Here is a 20595-nt window from a genome sequence, read left to right on the forward strand (position 1 = left end):
GGGAGTTGGAGTCAGTGGTGGCTGCGGGCCCGGGTTCAGCGGCCAGCTCAGCCCAGCAGCTTGCGCTGGCGGTTCTTGTGGTCGGCGTAGGTCTGGAAGGCCTGTTTCGTGGAGTCGAGCTCGGAGACCTGGGAGACGGGCACGTCCCACCAGGACTCGGAGCTGGGGGCATCCAGCAGTGGGTCGGATTCGACGTGGATGACAATCGGGCCGCCGCGTTCCGGGGCGGCCTTGGCATCCCGGACGGCCTGTTCGAGTTCGGCGATGACCTTCTCCCCCGGTTCGATCCGGATCACCTTCGCGCCGAGGCTTTCGGCGTTCAGGGCCAAGTCCACGGGGAGCCGGTCGCCGTCGTCGAAGCTGTGGTGCTTCTTGTCCAGGGCGCGGTACTGCGTGCCGAAGCGCTGCGAGCCGAGGGACTCGGAGAGCGAACCGATGGAGGCATAGCCGTGGTTCTGGATCAGGACCACGATCAGTTTGATCCGCTCGGCGACGGCGGTGACGAGTTCGGTGTGCATCATCAGGTAGGAGCCGTCCCCCACCATCACGACGACGTCGCGCTGCGCCCCGCCCCGCGCTGCTTCGGCCAGGGTTGCGCGCTTGACGCCGAGCCCGCCGGGGATTTCGTAGCCCATGCAGGAGTAGGCATATTCCACGTGGTAGCCAAACGGGTCCCGGACGCGCCACATTTTGTGCAGGTCCCCCGGCAGGGACCCGGCGGCGCAGATGACGACGTCCTGGGCATCCATGGCCCGGTGCGTGGCCCCGATGATCTCGTTCTGGGCCGGCAGCGGGGTGAAGCGGGTGCCGAAGGCCTCGTCCACCGTGGCGTCCCAGCGGGTCTTCTCGGCCGCGATCTGCCGTTCCAGGTCAGCGCCGATCCGGTAGCCGCCGATGGCCTGGTTCAGCTTGACGAGCGCCTTGCGGGCGTCCGCGACGATCGGCAGGGAGGTGCCGTGCTTGTAGGCGTCGATCGGGGCGACGTTGATGTTGATGAACTGCACGTCAGGGTTCTGGAAGGCGGTCCGGGACGCGGTGGTGAAGTCCTCGTAGCGGGTGCCGATGCCGATGATCAGGTCCGCTTCGGCGGCGATGGCGTTGGCCGCCGTCGTGCCGGTGGAGCCGATGGCGCCGAGGGAAAGCTTGTGGTCCCAAGGCAGGACGCCGACGCCGGCCTGGGTGTTGCCCACCGGGATCCCGGTCAGCTCAGCGAACTTCGCGAGTTCCTCGTTGGCGTACGCGTACAGGACGCCGCCGCCGGCGATGATGAGCGGGCGTTTGGCGGTGCGGATCACCTCGGCGGCGCGGCGGATGTCCTCGTCGTCGGCGTCGGGGCGCCGGATCCGCCATTCGCGTTCGGTGAGGAACTCCTGGGGCACGTCGAAGGCCTCGGCCTGGACGTCCTGGGGCAGCGAGATGGTGACGGCGCCGGTCTCGGCCGGGTCCGTCAGGACGCGCAGGCCGTGGTGGAACGCGGAGAACAGCTGCTCGGGGCGGGTCACGCGGTCGAAGAACTTCGACAGCGGACGGAAGGCGTCGTTGACGGTGATGTCGTAGGCGTAGGGCTGCTCGAGCTGCTGCAGCACCGGGTCCGCGGCGCGGGTCGCGAAGGTGTCACTCGGCAGCAGCAGCACGGGCAGCCGGTTGGTGGTGGCCAGCGCGGCGCCCGTGAGCAGGTTCGAGGAACCCGGGCCGATCGAGGTGCTGATCGCAAAGGTCTGGCGGCGGCGGGTGTGCCGGGCATAGCCGACGGCCTGGTGCGACTGGGCCTGTTCGTTACGGCCCTGGTAGTACGGCATGATCGTCGGATCGAGCTGCTGGTACTGCTTGAGGGCCTGCCCGACGCCGGCAACGTTGCCGTGGCCGAAGATGCCGAACATGCCCGGAATCAGGCGCTCCCGGAAGTCCTGGCCGCCGACCGTGTCAACGGTGTACTGCTTGGACAGGTATTCGACGACGGCCTGCGCGACCGTCATTCTGCGTGTTCCTGAGGCAGTGCTCATTCCCATGGGACGTTACTCCGATACTTCTGCGGTGCGGGTGGACAGGGTGCGCTGGACGGACCGGTTCAGCAGGGAGGCCGCGGTCGCGACGGCGCCGGCGACGTCGCCGTCGTGCGGGTAGAGCAGGGTGCGGCCGACGGTGAGTCCCTGGACGCCGGGCAGCGCGAGGGCCGCTTCCCAGGTCGCAAAGACGTCGTCCTGGCTGCTGTCCGGATCCCCGCCGAGCAGCACGGTGGGCATGGTGGTGGCCGCCATGACGCGTTCCATCTCGGCCACGACCGGGAGCTTCATCCAGGTGTAGGCGCTGGTGGAGCCGAGTCCCTCGGCGATGGCGATCGATTTGATCACGGCGTTGGTGGAGAGGTCGTTGCGGACCTTGCCGTGTTCCCGGACGGAGAGGAAGGGTTCCACCATGGCGATGAGCCTGCGTTCGGCGAGCGAATCGATGACTTTGGCGGTGGCTTCCAGGGTTGCCACCGTGTCCGGGTCGCCGAGGCAGATGCGGGTGAGCATCTTGCCGCCGTCGGCCCCCAGTGCTTCCAGTGCGGCGGCCGTGTGGCCGGTGAAGCGGTCGTCGAACTCGTTGACCAGGCCGGCGAGCCCGCCGCGGTTCATCGAGCCGAAGACGAGCTTGCCGTCCAGTGCCCCGAGCAGGAGCAGGTCGTCCATGATGTCCGGGGACGCGAGGATGCCGTCCACGTCCGGGTTGGCGAGGGCGATCTGCAGGCGGTCCAGCAGCTGGCGGCGGTCCGCCATCGCCACCGGGTCGTTGCCGACCGCGAGGGCGCCGCGGGCGGGGTGGTCGGCGGCGACGATGAAGTTCTGTTTGCCTGCCTTGACGCCGGGGTGGCGGCGGCGCGCCTTGGCAGCGCGGGCGATCGCGGCGGGATCCTCGAGCCGGATGGCGCTCAGGTGCTCGTAGCGGCGGGGATCGTCGTCGACGGCGGCGGTCACGGATGCTGGAATGAGGCTCACAGGGTGGCTCCTTCGGGGGCGTGGGTGCCCGGTACCAGGCGGCCGCGTTCGGCGAGCAGGGAGGTGACTTCGTCCGGCGTCGGCATGGCATCAGCGCAGGAGAGCCGGGAGGCGACCAGCGCGCCGGCCGCGTTGGCGAAGTCGAGGACCTGCGCGAGCGGCCAGCCGGAGAGCAGTCCGTGGCAGAAGGCCCCGCCGAAGGAGTCGCCGGCTCCGAGTCCGTTGACGGTTTCCACCGGGACCGGAGCGGACACAACACGTTCGGTGCGGGTCTTTGCCATCACTCCGTCCGGGCCCAGCTTCACGACGGCGATTTCGACGCCGGCGGCGAGCAGCCGGTCCGCCTGCTGGTCCGGGGTCCCTTCACCGACAGCGACTGCGCATTCCTTGTCGTTGCCGATCGCGACCGTGACGTGCGGGAGGATCTTGGCGACCTGCGCCCGGGCTTCGGCTTCGGAGGCCCAGAACATCGGCCGGTAGTCGAGGTCCAGGATGGTGAACTGCCCCGGTTTCAGTGCAGTGCGGGGCCTGGCCTCGTGGGCAGCGAGGTGGGCCGTGCGGCTGGGTTCCTGGCAGAGGCCCGTGACGGTGGACCAGAAGATGCCGGCGTCCCTGATGGCGGCGAGGTCAAGCTCCCCGGCCTTGATTTGCAGGTCCGGCGCCGTGGGGAACCGTCCGTAGAAGTAGAGCGGGAACTCGTCCGTAGCCGGCTTGATTGCGCAGAACGTGACCGCGGTGGGCCATTCCTTCACCGGGGTGACGAAGGAGTCATCCACGTTGAACTTGCGAAGCTCGCGGTGCAGATACTTGCCGAAGGCGTCGTCGCCTGTGCGGGTGATGACGGCGGTGCGGCGGCCGTGGCGGGCGGCTGCGACCGCCACGTTGGACGGCGATCCCCCAAGGTACTTTCCGAAGGACGTGACATCCTCCAGATCCACCCCGATGTCATTCGGGTAGATATCAACGCTGATGCGCCCGATCGTGAGAAGTTCGTGGGTCACGGTGATCGCGGACCTTTCTGGTGGAGACTCGGTACCTTGCGCAGCCTGAGCTTCGGTGCTTAGGAAGCCGGCGTGAGCCGGGCCACATCCACTACTTTGCCCTAGAATCTATGTGCTGTCAAAGGTTTGTACTGACATATTTACAACATGACACGGGGAGGCCAAATGCACCCGCCGCCCGTCCGCCGCAGCGGCCGTCTGCGCACCCTTGCGGCCGCCGGCGGGCTACCGGCCGGGCACGCCCAGCTCGCCGGTGACGTACTGCGCCCGGCCGAATCCGAACGACCAGTCCCCCGCCGAGTTCTCGACATAGCCGATGAATACGTCCTCGCCTGCGACGCCAACGGCGGCCAGCTTCTCCGCGATGGCGGCAAACAGCGACTGCTTGGCCCCTTGGTCCCGCCCGGCCTGGGTGAAGATCTGGATCATGACAACATCCGGCGTGCGCTCGAAGCCGAGGCCGGCGTCCTGAGCGACAATTTGCCCCGCCGGATGTTCGGTCAGGACGTGGAAGTAGTCCCGCTCCGGAATGCCGTATTCTGCCAGGATGGCGTCATGGATACCCCGGCTGATCGAGTGGAGCTGTTCGGGACTGCGGCCCTGATTGACGTCTATTCGCACGAGGGGCACTCGCTACTCCTTCATTAGTTTGTCCTGACATACTAACAAATTGAAGATACGCAGAGCAAGAGTAAACAGCAACGCGGGGTCAGGCCGCGTCCATCGCGGGGCGCGGGATGGGCGCGAGGTGACCCCGCGTTGCACTATTGCGCCGACATGGGATCAGGGGTAGCGTTGACAACCTAGAGGTTGATCAACAAAGTGGTTGATCACCGAAGTTTTTGATCACAGTCACTGCCAGTGGAGCAGCAGAGAGACACCACCGGATCCGGGAGGGAAGTGAGACACCCCGTGGACGAACGCGACGACGAACAGCTCGACGCAGCCTTCCTGGCCCTCGCCGACCCCGTCCGCCGGCGCATCATTTCCCGGCTCAGCCGGGGCCCTGCCACCGTGAACGAACTGGCGGAACCTTTCGCGATCACCAAGCAGGCGGTCTCGAAACACATCCAGGTCCTCGAGCAGGCACAGCTGGTCACGCGCACTCGTGACGCCCAGCGCCGGCCCGTCCACCTGAACCCCGCACGGCTGGAGGCGCTCACCGCATGGATCGACCAGTACCGGCTGGTCCGCGAGGGGCAGTTCCGCAGCCTTGACGCCGTGCTCCAATCCAGCGCCGCAGCACGCGGCACACAGGCAAAGGATTCATCATCATGACCAACGCGCTTAAACTCAGTGTTCCGGAAGGCCTGCCCTTCATCGACATAGAGCGGGAGTTCGATTTTCCCGTCGCCGACGTATTCCGGGCCCACAAGGAACCCGAGCTCGTCGCCCAGTGGCTCGGCCCGCGGGGGCTGACCATGGACGTCGACCACTACGACTTCCGCGCCGGCGGCAGCTACCGCTACACCCACACGGCACCGGACGGAACCCCCTACGGCTTCAGCGGGGTCTTCCACACAGTCCGGGAAAACGAGTTCGCCATCCAGACCTTCGAGTTCGACGGCTACCCGGACGTCGTCAGCATCGAGTCCCTGACCTTCCAGGACCTCGGCGGGGGCCGCACCCGGCTGACCGCGCATGCCGTCTATCCCAGCATGGAGGCCCGCGACGGCATGGCGGGGTCCGGGATGGAGGGTGGACTCTCCGAGGCCTACGAGCGGCTCGAGGAGCTGCTGGCCGGCGCGAAAGTCTAGGACCGCCGTCGTCGTTCTTAAACAAACAACGCGGGGTCCCTTCCAGTCCATCCCAGCGGGTGGGACGGACCGGAAGTGACCCCGCGTTGCGTTGGTGCTTGGCGGTGCTTGGAGCCTAGAGGGCTGCGAAGACCTCGCGCAGGAGCTTGGCGGTCTCGGACGGCGTCTTGCCGACCTTGACGCCGGCAGCCTCGAGGGCTTCCTTCTTGGCCTGCGCGGTGCCCGCGGAACCGGAGACGATGGCGCCTGCGTGGCCCATGGTCTTTCCTTCCGGAGCGGTGAAGCCGGCCACGTAGCCGACAACCGGCTTCGTGACGTGTGCCTTGATGTAGTCGGCGGCACGCTCTTCGGCGTCGCCGCCGATTTCGCCGATCATCACGATCGCCTTGGTCTCCGGGTCGGCTTCGAAGGCTTCGAGCGCATCGATGTGGGTGGTGCCGATGACCGGGTCGCCGCCGATGCCGATGGCGGTGGAGAAGCCGAGGTCGCGCAGTTCGTACATCATCTGGTAAGTCAGGGTGCCCGACTTGGAGACCAGGCCGATGGGGCCCTTGCCCGTGATGTTGGCCGGGGTGATGCCGACGAGGGCCTCGCCCGGGGTGATGATGCCGGGGCAGTTCGGTCCGATGATGCGGGTGACCTGCTTGCCGTTGGCGTCGACCTTGGACTGGGCCAGTGCCCAGAACTCGGCGGAGTCCTGGACCGGCACGCCTTCGGTGATCACGACGACCAGGCCGATGCCGGCCTCGATGGCTTCAACGACGGCGTCCTTGGTGAAGGCCGGCGGCACGAAGACGATGGAGACGTCGGCGCCGGTCTCGGCCATGGCTTCCTTGACGGTGCCGAAGACGGTGATCTCGGTCTCGCCGTGCAGGACCGTGGTGCCGGCCTTGCGGGCGTTGACGCCGCCGACAACGTTGGTGCCGGCCTTCAGCATCAGGGCGGTGTGCTTGGTGCCTTCGCCGCCGGTGATGCCCTGGACGATGACCTTGGAGTCCTTGTTCAGATAAATAGACATGGTGCGTCCCTTACTTAGCTGCGTTGGCGAGCTCGGCAGCCTTGTCGGCGCCCTCGTCCATGGTGGCGGCCAGGGTAACCAGCGGGTGGTTTGCCTCGGCCAGGATGCGGCGGCCTTCCTCAACGTTGTTGCCGTCGAGGCGGACTACCAGCGGCTTGTTCGCGGAGTTGCCCAGCTCGGCCAGTGCACCGACGATGCCCTTGGCGACGGCGTCACAGGCGGTGATGCCGCCGAAGACGTTGACGAAGACGGACTTGACCTGCGGGTCGCCCAGGATGACGTCGAGGCCTGCTGCCATGACCTCGGCGGAAGCTCCACCGCCGATATCCAGGAAGTTGGCGGGCTTGACGTTGCCGTGGTTCTCGCCGGCGTACGCAACGACGTCGAGGGTGGACATGACCAGGCCGGCACCGTTACCGATGATGCCCACGGAGCCGTCCAGCTTGACGTAGTTGAGGTCCTGCGCCTTGGCCTTGGCCTCGAGCGGGTCAGCAGCGTCCTTGTCTTCCAGGTGCGCGTGCTTCGGGTGGCGGAAGTCCGCGTTCTCGTCGAGGGAGACCTTGCCGTCGAGGGCAACGATGTCACCGGCGCCGGTCAGGACCAGCGGGTTGACCTCCACGAGGGTGGCGTCTTCCTTCTTGAAGACGTCCCAGAGCTTCAGGATGACGGCGGCGACCTTGCCGCGCAGTTCCTCGGCGAAGCCTGCAGCGGCGACGATTTCGTCGGCCTTGGCCTGGTCGATGCCGACGGCCGGGTCGATCGCGATCTTGGCCAGGGCTTCGGGGCGCTCAACGGCGAGCTGCTCGATTTCCATGCCGCCTTCAACCGAGCACATGGCCAGGTAGTTGCGGTTGGCCCGGTCCAGAAGGACGGAGAAGTAGTATTCCTCGGCGATGTCTGCACCCTGGGCGATCATCACGCGGTGGACGGTGTGGTCCTTGATGTCCATGCCGAGGATGTTGGTGGAGTGTTCAAACGCCTCGTCAGCGGTCTTGGCGACCTTGACGCCGCCGGCCTTGCCGCGGCCTCCGGCCTTGACCTGCGCCTTTACGACAGTTACGCCGCCGATTTTCTCGGCAGCTGCCTTTGCTTCTTCAGGGGTGTGCGCCACGATGCCAGCAAGCACGGGTACACCGTGCGCCTCGAACATATCGCGCGCCTGGTATTCAAACAGGTCCACGGTTTAGTGTCCTTCTACGTCGAAGTAGTTTCTGTACAGCCGGACCCCACGTTATCGCGGTTACCGGGCTGCGGAATAAACGCACCCTGCGACTAGCTGGAAACGAGCCACACGGCGCAATGCTCCTTTCGGAACTCTAGTCCTTCCTTGGGAGCGGCCCGTTCCAGAGTACCCGTTATGTGAGTAAGGACACTATTCTATGGAGCGTAGAAAAACCGCTAGATTACGGGGTTTTTGGGGCCGCTGAGGGGCCCGGCGCGGCTTGTTTCCCGGTGTTTGGAATCAGTTCGTAACGGTCCCGCGTAACGAAGAAGGCGACGCCGGCGGAGACGTTTCCGCAGGCGACACCGCCGTTGTAGGCGGAGCAGCGCAGGCCGTTACGCTCCAAACCCTGGCCCTCTCCGAGGACCGGCAGCTGGGAGATCGGGCCCGTGCGGCTTCCCCTGGGCCCGAATTCCGCTTCCTGCTGTGTGACGCCCGAGCGGCATTCGCCGTAACCGGCTTTTTCCGGCGTCAGCAGCACCGCGCCCCCGAGGTAGCCGAGCCCCGTCCCGCCGCAATCGTCTGCGATGTCCTGGGCCTCAGGCTTGGGATAGTCCGCGAGTTCGCAGTGCGCCACCGGGACGGTGGCCAACTTGTTGTTGGCGGAGTCCGGGAACCCGTTCTGCTCGTAGGGCAGATTCACGTGCCCGCCCCTGGCCGACGTCAGGGAACAGACAATGTTCCGGTCCGCGGTGGCGAAGCTGAGGACGTCCTGGCCTGCCGTGTACTTCGTGGCGTCCGCCAGGGGCGCTTGCCTGAGCTGCTCCAGCGCGGGCAGGGGCGCGGGCGGAACGTAGTCCGGGTCCTTCTGCGTGATGGTGCACGCCGTGGACGCCAGCAGGGTGAGGGCGGCCAGGATCCCCAGAAGTGTCCGTCGCATGGGCTCCATTATGCCTGCAGGAATGCACGGCGCCCGCGGCTGACGGCGTCAGCCCCCGACGCCGGGTGTCCCGCCGCCGCTTGTCCCGCCGGCGGCGGCAGCTGTGATGACGTCGACGGCGGCGCCGATGCTGTCTTCCGCCTCGAACTGCCCCCGTACCGCCTGCGCCCGGGCGCGCCAGGACGGATCTCCCAGTACCGTGTCGACGGCGGAGCGGATCGCGGCGGAGCTGGGTGTCTCGGTTTTTAGATTGACCCCGACGCCGGCGTATTCCACCCGGGCATTGACGTCGCTCTTGCCCTCATTGAGGCCCGCCGTCACGAGCGGGACCCCGTGGGACAGGCTCAGCAGCACCCCGCCGAAGCCTCCGTTGGTGACGAAGACGTCCGTGGCCGGAAAGACCCGGGCGAAGTCGACGTAGTCTTCGACAACGACGTTGCGCTGCGGGTACCGCCGTCGGAGTTCTTCGGTGTTCGCGCCGCCGGTGGCCACGATGATGAGGGTGTCCGTGTCCTTCAGCGCCTCGATGGCGGGGATCATCAGCTTTGCCGGGTCCCTGTTGTCGACCGTTCCCTGCGTGACGACGACGGTCCGGCGGTGGGTTCCGTCCGCCGCCGTCGGCTGCCGGGCGTCGGCGGACGGCGCGGGGGCGGACTGCGTGGTGGGGGCGTCCGGCCCGTCGGCGGCTCCCGCCCGGTGAGGCAGCAGGGCGCCGACGTAGTGGACTTTCGGGTTGACGTTCCGCCGCGGAAAATCCAGCGAGGCAGTGCCAGTCTGGATGATCGCATTCGACCACAGGTAGGGCTCGTCGGTGATGGGGTGGCCCCGTTCGGTGCGGAGACCGTAACCGGCGAGTTGCCGGACGTAACTGTTCCGCGCCGGCTTGGTGACGAACTGGTCCGAGACCAGCCGCGCGCCCGAATGGAGGACCCTGTCGGCCGGGTTCCGCGCCGGGGCAAAGCCGAAGAACATCGGCGGCACCAGCGGATCGCTTTCCATGTTGCCGATAGGGACAAAACTGATCACCGGTTTGCCCAGCACCACCGCCACGAGCCGCTGGATGAACATGGTGTTGTCCATAACGACGGCATCGAACGGGAAGCGCCGCTGCACGTCCCTGATGTCTTCGAAGAAATTCGTGACGTTGCTGGCGAAGATCCGTTCGCCGTCGAACCTGATGGCCATCGGTCCTTTGAGCTTGGCGCGCTGCGGGTAGAGCTCATTGAGGTTGTCCCCGGTGTGTTCAATCGCGCGATCGAACGGATAGTGCGGGATGCCCAGCTCGTCCAGCCTGCCGGCGAGCGTGCGGCCGGTGTACCAGCCGACCTCGTGGCCCTCGTCCTTCAAACGGACACCGATGCCCGTCATGGGATTGAAGTGTCCGGCTATCGTCTGGCTGGCCAACAGAATTTTCATGCGGCGCCCCGTCGTGGCTTGCGGTAGCGCACCGGAGCGGAATGCCGCTTCCTGGCGCCCGATGCTCAGACTGTAGACGGGTCGGGGCCCCGGCACAACGATGCAGCGCAGGCCGAAGAATCCGGGCGCCGGAGTTGTTGGTGCCGCCCAGCGTCCCCGGCCGCTGGCGGGCGGGCCCGTTCCGCTTAGGCGTCGAGCTTTGTCAGCGGGGCGTAGCGGAGCAGGAGCCGCTTCTCGCCGACGCTGAACTTCACCTTGGCGACGGTTTTGTCCCCGGCACCCTCGACGGCCAGCACAGTGCCGTTGCCGAAGCTCGTGTGGTTGACCTTGTCGCCCACGCTGACGGCGACGACCTCCTTTTGCGGCTGCACCCGGTTCTTGGCGATGGCCGCAGGAACATCGGCGTTGAACCCGGCCGAGGGGCTGGCCTCCGTGCCGCGGGCCGTGCCCGCTCCCCAGAAGGATCCGCCGTACCGGCTCGAGCCAATGGAGCCGCCGCTCCCCCAGCCGCCGGCCTGGCGGGTGGAGCCCTCACGCTTCCACTCCACCAGCTCGGCCGGGATTTCCTCGATGAACTGGCTGGCCGGGTTGTACTGGCTCTGGCCCCACATGCTGCGCACTTCGGAGCGGGTCAGGTACAGGCGCTTCCGGGCCCGGGTCAGGCCGACGTAGGCCAGCCGGCGTTCCTCGGCCAATTCCTTGGGGTCGGTGGCAGAGCGCTGGTGCGGGAACAGCCCGTGCTCCATGCCGGTCAGGAACACCACCGGAAATTCCAGTCCCTTGGCTGTGTGCAGGGTCATCAGGGTGACCACGCCGAGCCGCTTGGCTTCGGCGACGGCGGCGGCCAGCTCGTCGGCGGTGCCTGCCGGCGCGTCCGGGATCTGGTCGGCGTCGGCCACGAGGGAGACGCCTTCCAGGAAGGCGCCGAGGGAACCTTCGGGGTTGTCCCGCTCGTATTCCCGCACGACGGCGACGAGTTCGGCGAGGTTCTCCACCCGGGATTCGTCCTGCGGGTCGGTGCTGGAACGAAGGGTCGCGAGGTAGCCGGTCTGTTCGAGGACAGCCTCCAGGGCCGCGGCAGCACCGGACCCGGAGGCCACCTCGGCGAGGTCGTCGAGCAGCTTCACGAAGCCCTGGACCGCGTTGACGGAGCGGGTGGCCATGCCGGGTGCCTCGTCGGCGCGGCGGGCGGCGGCCATGAACGAGATCCTGTCGCGCTGCGCGAGGGAGGCCACGGCCCCCTCGGCGCGGTCGCCGATGCCGCGTTTGGGCTCGTTCAGGATGCGGCGGAGGTTGACGTCGTCGTCCGGGTTGACCAGGACGCGCAGGTAGGCGAGGGCGTCCTTGATTTCCTTGCGCTCGTAGAACCGGGTCCCGCCGACCACCTTGTACGGGAGTCCGACGCGGACCAGGACATCCTCGATGGAGCGGGACTGGGCGTTGGTGCGGTAGAAGATGGCGACGTCGCCGGGGCGGAGGTCGCCTTCGTCCTGCAGGCGGTCGATTTCCTTGGCGATGAACTGGGCTTCGTCGTGTTCGTTCTCGCCGACGTAGCCGACGATCTTCTCGCCGTCGCCTTCCGCCGTCCACAGTCGTTTCTCCGGCCGGTTGGGGTTGCGGGAGATGACCGAGTTGGCAGCGCTGAGGATGGTCTGGGTGGAGCGGTAGTTCTGCTCGAGCTTGATGGTGCGGGCGTCGGGGTAGTCCTTCTCGAACTCCACGATGTTGCGGATGTCGGCGCCGCGGAAGGCGTAGATCGACTGGTCCGAGTCGCCCACGACCGTGAGTTCAGCCGCGCCGGGGCCTTCGCCCACGATCTCGCGGACGAGCGCGTACTGGGCGTGGTTGGTGTCCTGGTATTCGTCGACCAGGACGTGCCGGAAACGGCGCCGGTAGGATTCGGCGAGCGCCGGGAAGGCGCGGAACATGTAGACCGTCTCGGCGATCAGGTCATCGAAGTCCATCGCGTTGGCCTGGCGCAGCCGCTGCGTATAGCCCTTGAAAACCTCGGCGACGGCCTGTTCGAAGGGATCGTTGTAGTTCGCGCTGGAGGAGTAGCTGTCAGCGTCGATCAGTTCGTTCTTGAGCGCCGAAATCTTGTGCTGGATTGCCTTGGGCGCGAAACGCTTCGGATCGAGGTCCAGGTTCTTGGCCACGAGGGTGATGAGGCGCAGCGAGTCGGCGGAATCGTAGATGGAGAAGTTGGAGTTCAGGCCGACATTCTTGGCTTCGCGGCGCAGGATCCGGACGCACGAGGAGTGGAACGTGGAGACCCACATCGTCTTGGCCCGGCCGCCCACCAGGGCCTCAACCCGCTCGCGCATTTCCGCGGCTGCCTTGTTGGTGAAGGTGATGGCCAGGATTTCGCCGTGGTGCGCGCGCCGGGTGGCGATCAGGTAGCCAATGCGGTTGCTGAGCACGCGGGTCTTGCCCGAGCCGGCGCCCGCGACGATCAGCAGGGCGCTGCCGGCGTGCTTGACGGCCTCTTCCTGCTGCGGGTTCAGCCCCTCCAGGAGCTCGGCCGCGCCCGGAAGCCGGTGGTGGTCCGGTTCCCCGGCCGGATTGCCCCCGTGGCCGCCACTGGACCCGGCGCCGGAGGCAGAATTCAGTGCGGAATCCAGCGCCGCCATCCCATGGCCGGCAGGCGTTTTGGTGCGCGCCGCCGTGTTCGAGGCAGCTTGGAAGGGTCCGTCGGCGTAAGGGTCAAACAACATATCCATGGTGTTAACAAGTCTAGGCGGTGCCACTGACAGTCAGGTCCGCCCCCTCGGCACATGCCCCGACCCGCCCGCAGCCACTGGACACAATGCCCGCATGCCCACGCCCCGCGGCCAAGCATGAGCATGACCCCCACCCGTGCAAGCGAGGACTGAGCATGTCCAGTCTCAGGCCCACGAACGGGGCATGTGCCGCGCGGCGGGGAGTTGGGCGCCCGGGCCTACGTCACGGAGCCGGATTCGAGGGCGGCGCGCAGGTGACGGACCGCCGTCGTGCCTCCGGCGACGAACCAGTCCAGTCCGTTGACCCGGACGACGTCGGCCGCGCCGCCGGCAGCGAGGACGATGGCTTTCCCCGGCAGCCAATCCCACTCCGGGCAGCTGTGCTGGAACCAGCAGCCCAGTTCGCCGTCGGCCACCCGGCTGAGGTCGCAGGAGCCGGAGCCAAACATGCGCAGCGCGGCGGCGGAGGTCGCGGCGGCGTGCCATGGCATGGCGCACAGCGGGTCGGCCAGCCAGGTGGGGTGGATGTAAGTCGCGGCGCCGAGTTCGGATAGGGGCACGTCCGAACGGCCGGCGCCGGGAGCCCCCTCCGTACCGAAAGTGGTCAGCCGTTCGCCGTTGAGGGTTGAGGGCCTGTCTATTCCACCGAGCCAGAGCTTGTCCTCCTCCGGCTGGAAGATTCCGCCGAGCACGACACCGGATGAGTCCTTCAAGGCAATGGCGGAGCACCAGTAGGTGGACCCGTGCAGGAAGTTGTATGTCCCGTCCACCGGGTCGATAACCCAGGTCCGGCCGCTGGTGCCGTCCACGGAGGCGCCCTCTTCGCCGAGGATGCCGTCGTCGGGCCGGCAGCGCTGGAGCTGTTCCAGCACGTAAGCCTCGGCCGCGTGGTCCGCGGCCGTAACGACGTCGGAAACCGAGGTCTTTTGCCGGCCTTCCAAGCCGGCCTGCCGCATAAGGAGCGCGAGGGTCCCGGCCTCGCGCACGAGGGCCTCGGCGAGCTGGTAGTCGTCCAGTGCGGGATTGAGTTCAGCGGAGCTGTGCCGGCCGAGCCGGTGTTTTCCTAGTTCGGTCACGCGCTCCAGCCTATCGGCGCCTGCCTGCAGTGAACAGGCGGCGGGCGGACAGCGGACGGCGTCGCGGGATCCGCGCTCAATGACTTCTGTGCCCGGGCGATAATGGAGCCATGGCCAAGACACCCGCACAGCGGATCAAGAAGCACGGCGCGAACGCCGTCGTCCCCCAGCACCAGCTGCCGTCGGTGATCAACCCCAGCACCAGCCGGACCCCGCAAAAGGCGCAGAGCAACAGCAACCTGATCCTGATTGCGGGTGTTGTGGCCAGCCTGTTCCTGTTCTGGTACCTCCACCTGCTCACACTGAACCAGCTCACCCAGCTCAGCGGGGGTCTTGCTATGCCGGATTCCCTGGTCGGCGGCTTCGACTCCGGCTACGTGGAGCAGCTGCGCACCGCCATGGACGAAGACGCCCGCGGGCAGCTGAACTACATCCACAAAACCGCCGGTACGCTTTTCCCGCTGATCTTCGGCTTCACGTGGCTGCTGCTCATCGGCACCAACGTGGCACGTAAGGGACTGCGCTGGGCGCTGTGGGCCGTGCCCCTGCTCTTCGCGGCAGTCAGGCTGTGGGGCAATGCGGCCATCGATTCGATGCTGTCCGCCCAAACTGTCGACGCCGGGCAGGTTGCCCTGCCATCCGGCCTCACCGTCGCCGGGTGGGTGCTGCTGGTGCTGAGCCTGGTTGTTGGGGGCGCCGCGGTGTTTCTGGGCCGCAAGCCTGCGGCGGCAAAGGCTCCCACCGCGGGACATGCCCAGCCTTAGGCCCGGCCACTGGACATAATCCCACTACGTCCACCCGTCGCCGCACCCGGAGGGCATGCGCCGCGGTATGTAACCGCCAGGCCGGTGGGGAACCGAGCCAGGGTGGTCTCAGGCCTCGCTGGCGAGGTACTCCCTAGCCTGGTCCGCGCGCTGCGGGGCGCCCGCCGTTTCGAATTGCTCAGCGGCGCGCAACAGAACGTCCTTTGCCGCCGGCTTGTCTCCGGTTGCTATGTACGCTCTGCCCAGCAGCAGGCATGCCTCCCCGGTCCTTTGTGGAGAGATTCCGTCCTCCAGCCTGCAAAGATCGTCCAAAAGACCTATAGCAGTCGCGGCGTCGCCCGCTAGTAGCGTCCAGTGCGCGCGGTTAAGTTTCAACAAGTGATAGTCATTCGAACTTCCGCCGATAACGTCAGTTGCCAGTTCTGCGCGCTCGATGCACCGCAATGTGTCGGCGTCGGCGATGTCCGCAGCCAATCGCATGGCTGCTGACGCTTTGTTGAATTTCGCCCAGACGTCCAGATTCCTGGCGGGCGAGAATGTCGCCGCCGCAAGTTCGTGGTATCGCAGCCCCTCGTCGACTCGGTTACAGAGGAACGCCACGTTGCCAATAACCCAGTAAGCCTTGCCCGCAAGCTGCTCATCTACTTCTTCCGAAACGATGCTGGCGAGGATGGTGCACTCGTTCCAGGCTTCGTCCAACATCCCGCAGTCTGCCAGAGCAGCGATCAATGCATGGCGGGCCTTTAGATTAATCTCGACGTCGGCGTCCTCCACAGTCAATTCTGCAGCTGTTCGCGCCGAGTCAGCAGCCTGCTCCAATAGCCCAGCTAGCTGGCTCGCCATTGCCAAGAGAATATGCGCCTTTGCCATGGCCTGCGCTGTTGGGACCCCAAAGGAACCGTTCACCAAGGCAACTGCAAGCGCCGCCGCCTCGTCGAACTCCCCCGCGTCCAAGAGGTTTTCTGCCTGGAAGAAGCTCATGTCCCATCCGGCATCGACTTCCCCCGCGGCCACAGCCGTTGCAGCAGCTTCCTCCGCGCTCCGCGCAGCCGCTTTGAAGTCGTGTTCGCCCCGGTATTGCCGGGCGCGAAGCTCAGCTGCGAAGTACGCGGGAGGCAAGGTGTTTTGTTGCATGACCCAATTATCCGTCCCCAAGGGCAGGGAAATGTACATGACGTGCAAGCGGGAGCGTCGAAGTATTCACGCAGGAGTTGCGCAGCTACGCGCAAATAACACAAGAGTTATGGTTGGCAGACATATTGTTACTTCTAGGCGTGTCGGGTGCCCCTATACTGAACTCGCACCACATGAGTCACATCAGCCCCTTATGTATCAGGAGTCCAAATGAAGAAAACCCTCGCTACACTCCTCGTCGCCGGTGCGCTGGCTGCCGCAGGCCTGTCCGCCTCCGCTGCCGTCTCGGCAACCGGAAACTCGGGCCAGGGCTCTGTAGTGGCTGTCGAATGGTGGCCGAACTCCACTCCGAAGAACTAGCGGAGACGGCGTAGTCGAACGGTGGGTGTCGGATTCCGACACCCACCGTTTTTTCGTGCCGCCGAAGCTACGGGCTCGCCCGCCCGATCAGCGCCTCGATCTCCGACGCCGGAACTGGCCGGCCGAAATAGTAGCCCTGGCCGCTTGAGCAGCCCAGTCGGACCAGCTCGGCGGCCTGCTCCGCCGTCTCGATGCCCTCGGCCACAGCTTTGAGTCCGCAGGCGTGGATGAGGTGCAGCACCGCCTCCACGAATTTGCTCTCGTCCGCGTCTGAACCCAGCCCGTCGATCAGGCTCTTGTCGATCTTGACAACGTTGACCGGAAGCTTCCGCAGGTAGCTGATGGACGAATAGCCTGTGCCAAAGTCGTCGATCTCAAGCTGCACGCCCAAACGCCGCAGGCCGCTGAGGGAGTATTTGTCCACATCCCCGCCATTGACGGCCATGGACTCCGTCAACTCGACAATGAGGTTGGCGGCGTCCACCCCCGTTTCGCGGAGGATGTCGCGGACGTGTTCTATCAGATCGAGGTTCTGCAGCTCGGTGGTCGAGATGTTGACCCGGACGTTGAAGTCGGCGTCCACGTTCAGGTCCTGCTGCCAGCGCCTCAGTTGGCGCACCGCATTCCTCAACACCCAGTGGCCGAGGTCCACGATCATCCCCGTCTCTTCAGCGAGCGGGATAAAGGAATCGGGCATCAGCAGGCCGCGCTCCGGGTGGTTCCAGCGCACCAGCGCCTCGACACCTTCGATCTTTCCGGTGGCCAGGTCCACGACCGGCTGGTAGTGCAGCGTGAGCTGGTCCTGGAGGATCGCCTCGCGCATTTCGGTGATCATGACGCTCTGCAGCCGGCGGGCGTAAAGCAGGGCCGGCTCGAACACCTTGATACTGCTGTGCGGCTGGGCCTTGGCAGCGTACATCGCGGTGTCTGCTTCCATGACCAGATCGTCGACGGTCTGCCCGGCTTCCGCCACCCTCAATCCGATGCTGGTACCGCACGTGATGCGCAGATCCCCGACTTCCAGGCTCTCGCCGAGCGCCTTGAGGATTCGGTTCGCGACCCGCCGGGCCCGGACCAAGTTGGACTTCGGCAGCATGACGGCAAACTCGTCGCCGCCGAGGCGTGCAACGGTATCCGTCTCCCGGACTGCGTCCTGCAGACGCCGGGAGATCACGCGGAGGACGTCGTCGCCGGCGCTGTGTCCCAGGGTGTCGTTGATGCCCTTGAAGGAATCCAGGTCCAGGACCAGCAGTGCCGGCGGCATTTCGCCTCGGGACGTTTCGGCAAGGGCGTGACTCAGGACCGAATTGAGCGCCGTCCTGTTGGCGAGCTGGGTGAGCGGGTCAGTCAGTGCCATCCGCTCAAGCTCGACCTGGGCCTCGCGCAGCATCGCCGTCCGACTTTCGACGCGTTCCTCAAGTTCCTGATAAATGGTCTGCAGGTCGTCAGCCATCAGGTTGATCCCGGCAATGACCGCGGCGACGTCGTCCCTGGCACCGGAGTGGGGAATCCTGGTGGTCAGGTCGCCTCCTGCGATGCGGACGATGCCTTCGACGAGGGCATGCAGCCTGGGGTCCGGCGGATCAGTCTTCACTCGTGTATTGCCCTAACCAATCGATGGCCTCAGCCTCGGACGTGAAGAATCGCGCCGGGATCGTCTCGGTCTTTGATCGCAGCAGGTAGTGCGCGATCACGCGGTCGACAGGGCTTTCCCCCACGAGGGCAAAGGCCGACGCCGCAATGGAGGTGGCATAGACGTGCCGCGCCTCGAGGCTGACGCCCACGACCCCGGTGATGACCAGCAGCACCGGCATACGCCGGCCGTTGGCCAGTGCGCGGACCGTAGCGCCGGCCACGCGCGCCTCGGGCCCCTCGATTTCGGCGTTGGCCGGAAGCGCGACTTCGATGATGCCGCCGTCGCGCACGCGGACACCGATCACGGCACCGGCCGGCGTCTCCGTCGCGGCCGGGAAATCGGCGTCCGGGCCTTCCTCCGGAATGCGCTCATCGGGCGCCACCGGCGCTTCGACGCTCACCGCACAGCAATTCGACGACGGCGGTCGGTTGAACCGCGGAGATCCCGGTTCAACCGGCGGTCGCCATGGTATAAAATGGTCTCCCAGTCGACCTCCTCGGCTGTCTTCTCAACCACGAGGCTCTCCTCTACTTTCTTGGGCCGGGGACTGACATACAGCCAGTTGACCATACCGAGGAAAATATCGACCACGGAATTGAACACACCGATGTAGGCCCGAATTGCTCCGGCAGCCAAGATGGCGTTGAGCGATGCGAATGCCACATTGCCCCAGTTACCCAGTTGGGCATCGCGCCAGACTGTCAGCAGCGAGAACGCGACGATCGCGTAGGGCGTCAGGACGTAGAGCCCGGGGGCGGCGGTACGGTCTTTGACCTTGGGAGTGCGGACAAAAGGAATCTTGTCGCCGGTGACAGCCTGCTGCAGCGATTTCAGCACCCCGGCCAGGTTCACCGGAAGCAGCACCAGGTTGAAACCATAAATCCGCAGGATGTCGCTGAAGCGGTGCCCGCAGTCACGCAGATCGCTGCCCATGGCCAGGAAATAAGGCAGGGCGGCGAGGAACACGATGGGGCTCAGCAGCCGGCTGTCGTAGGGGTAGGCCAGCAGAAAGACCAGGCCGAAGCTCGCCCAGGCGATGGATGCCATGTAGTTCACGCGCAGCAGCACTTCGCGGAACAGGATCCGGCGGCGGTCTGACCGGCGCTGGCGAAGCTGGGCCCACAGCTTGGGCAGGATCAGGAGTCCGCCGTTGGCCCAGCGGCGGCGCTGGACCACCAACGAGCCGAAGTCGGGCGGCGTGGCGCTGTAACTTAGTCGCTCCGGATAGTTCACGAGAGTCCAGCCGTGCTGACCAAGGTCAATGCTGGACTCGGTGTCTTCGATGACAGTGCGGTCCTGGATGTACGTCCGGATCTCGAATCCCCCCCTGGCTTCAACCTCCACGATGTCCTCGAGGGCGCGCTTCCGGATGATGGCATTCGCGCCGACCCAGAAGGTGGCTCCGTAGTACGTCATTCCCTGGTGAAGGATGTGCTGCAGATCAGTCGTGGCTCCCGCGACGCGTTCGATCCGGGTGGGTGCGCCCCGGAAGGAAGAGTAGGGCGTCTGGGTCACGGCGACGCGCTCGTTGCCCGCCGATTCGAGGAAGTACACCAGGCGGAGGCAGTAGTCCCGCAGAAGGAGCGAGTCGGCGTCGAGGGTGAGGAGGTAGGTGGTGTCCGGGAAATCCAGGATCCGGTCCGAGTCTTCAAGTTCGGCGTCGCCCTGGACTTTACGCAGGACCACGCCGTCGGCGGTGTCCTCTTCCTTCCAGGAGTGTCCCATCAGGGAAATGTAGGCATTGAGGTTCATCGCCTTGTTGGCCTCGTGCGAGAGGCTGGCGTATTTCTTGCGCTCGAAAGTTTCGGTGGAAACGTTGAAGATCCAGGTGAGGCGCAGGTACAGCTCGTCGAGCCGGGACCACGGCGGCGAGGCGTGCTGCACGAAAGCAGCGTTCAGGCCAACCAGGACCAGCCGCAGCTCGCGGGCGAGCCCCATCAGGACCAGGTCCACGAAGAACTCGTCCACGTGGTCTTCGACCTGCTCGCCTGCCGCCATGGATTCCAGCCATTCTGCTGCCGCCTCGTACTCGACGATCAGCAACGCCAGCTCGGCGCGCTCTTTGGGAGCTACCGTCTTTGCACGGCGACGGAAATCCGTCAGGGCGGAGTTGAACCGCGCCGCGGGGATGCTCATAGCCGCGGAAATTTCGGCCGACAGGCCGCGGGTCCTTTCAAGTTTGGCTCGATCAGCCGGGTCGGAGGGATTGGGCGGATCGTCAACCAGAAGGACAACTTTGAGGTCGGGAAATTCCTGCAGTGCTGCTGACCACAGCGTGGCCCGCACCACTTGCGGTTCCTCGGCGTAGGACGGCACCAGCACCGTAATGCCTTCGGCGTAGTCAGCGAAGTGGCGGTCCAATTCCCCGCGCGGAACCCGTGAATGGTCCCGGAACCGGTACAGGGCACCCTGACGCGCTATCAGGTACATTAGCGCCGAAAAAGTCAGGAATGTTACGACAACCAGATAGGAGACTGTCTCAAATTGGAATCTGAACCCGGCATTCGGGTTGTCGGCCAACTCCCGCAGAATTGTCGAAATGACGTAGCTGACCCAGGCAAGGAGCGTGGTGAGAATGCCCAGCCGGCCAAGGATAATTTTCCGGCGGGAGGGCCGTGGGTGAACAATCGAAA

At 65.8% G+C, this 20595-nt stretch carries 18 protein-coding genes; 4 read left to right on the forward strand and 14 right to left on the reverse strand.

The genetic code is table 11. From position 1 onward, the window contains the following. Positions 1–47: 47 nt before the first annotated feature. From iolD to AC1DC5_RS13300, 4 genes are all read right to left on the reverse strand, one after another. Positions 48–1976: a 3D-(3,5/4)-trihydroxycyclohexane-1,2-dione acylhydrolase (decyclizing) gene (gene iolD, locus AC1DC5_RS13285; RefSeq protein WP_476865460.1), complete on the reverse strand. Its 1929-nt coding sequence runs from the start codon at positions 1974–1976 to the stop codon at positions 48–50. Between the two features lie 39 nt (positions 1977–2015). Further along, positions 2016–2978, reverse strand: coding sequence for a Cgl0159 family (beta/alpha)8-fold protein (locus AC1DC5_RS13290; RefSeq protein ID WP_476865461.1), 963 nt, complete (start codon positions 2976–2978; stop codon positions 2016–2018). Continuing rightward, positions 2975–3979, reverse strand: coding sequence for a 5-dehydro-2-deoxygluconokinase (iolC, locus tag AC1DC5_RS13295; protein WP_476865462.1), 1005 nt, complete (start codon positions 3977–3979; stop codon positions 2975–2977). The genes AC1DC5_RS13290 and iolC overlap by 4 nt, the downstream gene beginning before the upstream one ends. 225 nt (positions 3980–4204) lie before the next feature. Further along, positions 4205–4609, reverse strand: coding sequence for a tautomerase family protein (locus AC1DC5_RS13300; RefSeq protein WP_476865463.1), 405 nt, complete (start codon positions 4607–4609; stop codon positions 4205–4207). 282 nt (positions 4610–4891) lie between these two features. Between AC1DC5_RS13300 and AC1DC5_RS13305 the strand changes: the two genes are divergently transcribed. Both AC1DC5_RS13305 and AC1DC5_RS13310 read left to right on the forward strand, forming a co-directional pair. Continuing rightward, positions 4892–5257, forward strand: coding sequence for an ArsR/SmtB family transcription factor (locus AC1DC5_RS13305; protein WP_476865532.1), 366 nt, complete (start codon positions 4892–4894; stop codon positions 5255–5257). Beyond that, entirely contained in the window at positions 5254–5736 is a 483-nt protein-coding gene (locus tag AC1DC5_RS13310; protein WP_441404918.1) for an SRPBCC family protein, read from the forward strand. The genes AC1DC5_RS13305 and AC1DC5_RS13310 overlap by 4 nt, the downstream gene beginning before the upstream one ends. 115 nt (positions 5737–5851) lie before the next feature. Here the strand turns inward: AC1DC5_RS13310 and sucD are convergent, their stop codons facing one another. The 6 genes from sucD to AC1DC5_RS13340 all read right to left on the reverse strand — a co-directional run bounded on the left by sucD (position 5852) and on the right by AC1DC5_RS13340 (position 14068). After that, positions 5852–6754: a succinate--CoA ligase subunit alpha gene (gene sucD, locus AC1DC5_RS13315; RefSeq protein WP_441404919.1), complete on the reverse strand. Its 903-nt coding sequence runs from the start codon at positions 6752–6754 to the stop codon at positions 5852–5854. Positions 6755–6764: 10 nt separating this feature from the next. Continuing rightward, complete coding sequence (gene sucC / locus AC1DC5_RS13320) at positions 6765–7934, reverse strand: ADP-forming succinate--CoA ligase subunit beta (protein ID WP_476865464.1); 1170 nt, start codon at positions 7932–7934, stop codon at positions 6765–6767. Positions 7935–8157: 223 nt separating this feature from the next. Next, on the reverse strand, positions 8158–8865 hold the full coding sequence (locus AC1DC5_RS13325) for a hypothetical protein (protein ID WP_476865465.1): 708 nt from the start codon (positions 8863–8865) through the stop codon (positions 8158–8160). A 39-nt stretch (positions 8866–8904) separates the two neighbouring features. Continuing rightward, positions 8905–10272, reverse strand: coding sequence for a glycosyltransferase (locus AC1DC5_RS13330; protein WP_476865466.1), 1368 nt, complete (start codon positions 10270–10272; stop codon positions 8905–8907). Positions 10273–10457: 185 nt separating this feature from the next. Next, positions 10458–12986 (reverse strand): DNA helicase PcrA, encoded by a 2529-nt coding sequence (pcrA, locus tag AC1DC5_RS13335; protein WP_441405014.1) that lies wholly within the window; start codon positions 12984–12986, stop codon positions 10458–10460. A 224-nt stretch (positions 12987–13210) separates the two neighbouring features. Next, a complete protein-coding gene (locus AC1DC5_RS13340; RefSeq protein ID WP_476865467.1) occupies positions 13211–14068 on the reverse strand; it encodes an inositol monophosphatase family protein in 858 nt (285 codons plus the stop codon). A gap of 110 nt (positions 14069–14178) precedes the next feature. On the opposite strand from AC1DC5_RS13340, the gene AC1DC5_RS13345 reads away from it, so the two are divergent. Then, positions 14179–14832: a hypothetical protein gene (locus tag AC1DC5_RS13345; RefSeq protein WP_476865468.1), complete on the forward strand. Its 654-nt coding sequence runs from the start codon at positions 14179–14181 to the stop codon at positions 14830–14832. A gap of 108 nt (positions 14833–14940) precedes the next feature. On the opposite strand, the gene AC1DC5_RS13350 is transcribed toward AC1DC5_RS13345, so the two are convergent. After that, a complete protein-coding gene (locus AC1DC5_RS13350) occupies positions 14941–15966 on the reverse strand; it encodes a hypothetical protein (protein WP_476865469.1) in 1026 nt (341 codons plus the stop codon). A gap of 210 nt (positions 15967–16176) precedes the next feature. Here AC1DC5_RS13350 and AC1DC5_RS13355 point away from each other — a divergent pair, with 210 nt between their 5' ends. Next, entirely contained in the window at positions 16177–16326 is a 150-nt protein-coding gene (locus AC1DC5_RS13355; protein ID WP_476865470.1) for a hypothetical protein, read from the forward strand. A gap of 67 nt (positions 16327–16393) precedes the next feature. Here the strand turns inward: AC1DC5_RS13355 and AC1DC5_RS13360 are convergent, their stop codons facing one another. From AC1DC5_RS13360 to AC1DC5_RS13370, 3 genes are read right to left on the reverse strand one after another with little or no spacing between them, the layout of a single operon-like run. Continuing rightward, positions 16394–17920 (reverse strand): putative bifunctional diguanylate cyclase/phosphodiesterase, encoded by a 1527-nt coding sequence (locus AC1DC5_RS13360; protein WP_476865471.1) that lies wholly within the window; start codon positions 17918–17920, stop codon positions 16394–16396. Next, the gene (locus tag AC1DC5_RS13365; protein WP_441404928.1) at positions 17910–18362 is read right to left on the reverse strand and encodes a DUF7793 family protein; all 453 of its coding nucleotides are present in this window, start codon (positions 18360–18362) and stop codon (positions 17910–17912) included. Before AC1DC5_RS13365 ends, AC1DC5_RS13360 begins: the two co-directional genes overlap by 11 nt. Beyond that, positions 18359–20392, reverse strand: coding sequence for a glycosyltransferase family 2 protein (locus tag AC1DC5_RS13370; RefSeq protein ID WP_476865472.1), 2034 nt, complete (start codon positions 20390–20392; stop codon positions 18359–18361). Before AC1DC5_RS13370 ends, AC1DC5_RS13365 begins: the two co-directional genes overlap by 4 nt. Between the last annotated feature and the right edge of the window lie 203 nt (positions 20393–20595).

The organism is Arthrobacter sp. 10L424, assembly GCF_056395325.1.